The sequence below is a fragment of the Frankia sp. CcWB2 genome (genome assembly GCF_977927585.1).
In genome coordinates this window covers 6,817-7,566 of record NZ_CDWRCM010000223.1, presented here as the reverse complement: position 1 = coordinate 7,566, position 750 = coordinate 6,817, and the positions used below count along the sequence as shown (strand labels likewise).

Below are 750 nucleotides of genomic sequence, written 5' to 3'. Positions count from 1 at the left end.
CATCGCAGCACGACACCAATAGACGATCATGAGAGGGCCAGTTCGATCACAAGATCAGCAACAGATCCAGATCCCGATCCCGAATTCTAACCCGTCCCTACCCGTTGTATTGGGTGGGTTCACCGACCTTCGGTGTCGTGCGCGGGACCGAACTCCGGGGAGCGTCCGGGCCTCGCGACGGGAATGACGCCCGCCTCCGCGGCACCGACGCCACCGGCACCGCTCGCATGGTGACCGTCCAGCACGAGACGGCCGCCCGCCACCAGGTGACCGTCCGTCACCAGGTGACCGTCCAGCACAAGGCGGCGCTGTTCCTCGGCAGCGGTCTGCTCAACCTGTCGCATGGCACGGCGCAGGATCGGCGGAGCCATGACCGACGTGACGATCGCGACCAGAACGATGACCGTGTACGTCTCGGTGGAGAGCACCCCCAGCCGCACGCCGACGCTGGCCACCACGATCTCGATGACCCCCCGCGCGTTCATGCCGGCGCCCAGGGCAAGAGCCTCCCAGGGGGTCAGCCGGCTGGCCCGTGCCCCCGCGTACACACCGGCAAACTTGCCAAAGACCGCGACCGCGAGCACGATCACCGCCGCGAGCAGAACCCGGGGTTCACCCAGAGCGGTGAGATCGACACGTAGGCCCACCGTCGCGAAGAAGATGGGCGCGAGCACCGCCATCACCACGATTCGCAACGGGGCGACACTGGCCTGATCCACCAGGCCGGACGACCCGAGGACGACCCCGCCC

1 protein-coding gene is annotated in these 750 nt (G+C 67.6%); it reads right to left on the bottom strand.

The features are described from left to right. Positions 1 to 119: 119 nt before the first annotated feature. Positions 120 to 750: cation:proton antiporter (locus tag ACY45C_RS18790; RefSeq protein ID WP_462188886.1), on the bottom strand; the 631-nt coding region annotated here is incomplete at its 5' end.